The following is a 724-nucleotide window of genomic DNA, read 5'->3' on the forward strand; positions in this document are numbered from 1 at the left end:
GCTAACGGCGGCTCACGCAACGGGTATCGGCCGGTGACGGTCAAGACCACCACTGGGCCGGTTACGTTGGAGCGGCCGAAGCTGCGCGGCGCCACCGCAGCGTTCGCGTCGCGGTTGTTCGGCAAGCACGTCACGAGAACCAACGCCCTGGAGACGCTGGTGATCGCCTCGTTCGTCCGTGGGCTGTCGGTGCGCGACGTGCAGGCCACCCTCGCCGAAACACTCGGCGATCAGGCCGCGATCTCCAAATCCACGGTCTCGGAAGTGTGTAAGGCGATCCGAGCCGAGTACCAGGCGTGGGCGCGTCGTCGACTCGACGAGATCACGCTGGACTACCTGTTTTTGGACGCGAGCTTCTTTCGGATGCATCCCGGGTCGCCGGCCGAGCCGGTGCTGGCCGCCTGGGGCATCACCACCGAGGGCAAGCCGGTGTTCGTCGGGTTGGCGCCCGGGACCGGCGAGTCGACCGACGCGTGGGCCGACTTCCTGACCGATCTGGGCGAGCGCGGCCTTGGCACTCCGCTGCTGGTCGTCTCCGACGGCGCCAAGGGCCTGATCGCGGCCATTGAACAGATCTACCCAAAAGCGTTGCGCCAGAGATGTCTTATTCATCGACTTCGCAACGTGCTCGCCAAGATTCCCACCGGGATGCATGCCGAGGTCCGCGACGGCTACTGGGCCATCTTCGATACCACCGATCTGACGGTTGAACCGGGGCCTGGGC

General features: G+C 66.0%; 1 protein-coding gene. It reads left to right on the plus strand.

Annotated elements, in window-relative coordinates; translation table 11 throughout:
- Nucleotides 1-724 (plus strand): IS256 family transposase (locus CRM90_RS30055; protein WP_199190110.1); only part of this gene is annotated, 724 nt, incomplete at both ends.

Origin of the sequence: Mycobacterium sp. ENV421 (assembly GCF_002887815.1) — a bacterium.
Classification (GTDB): Bacteria; Actinomycetota; Actinomycetes; order Mycobacteriales; family Mycobacteriaceae; genus Mycobacterium.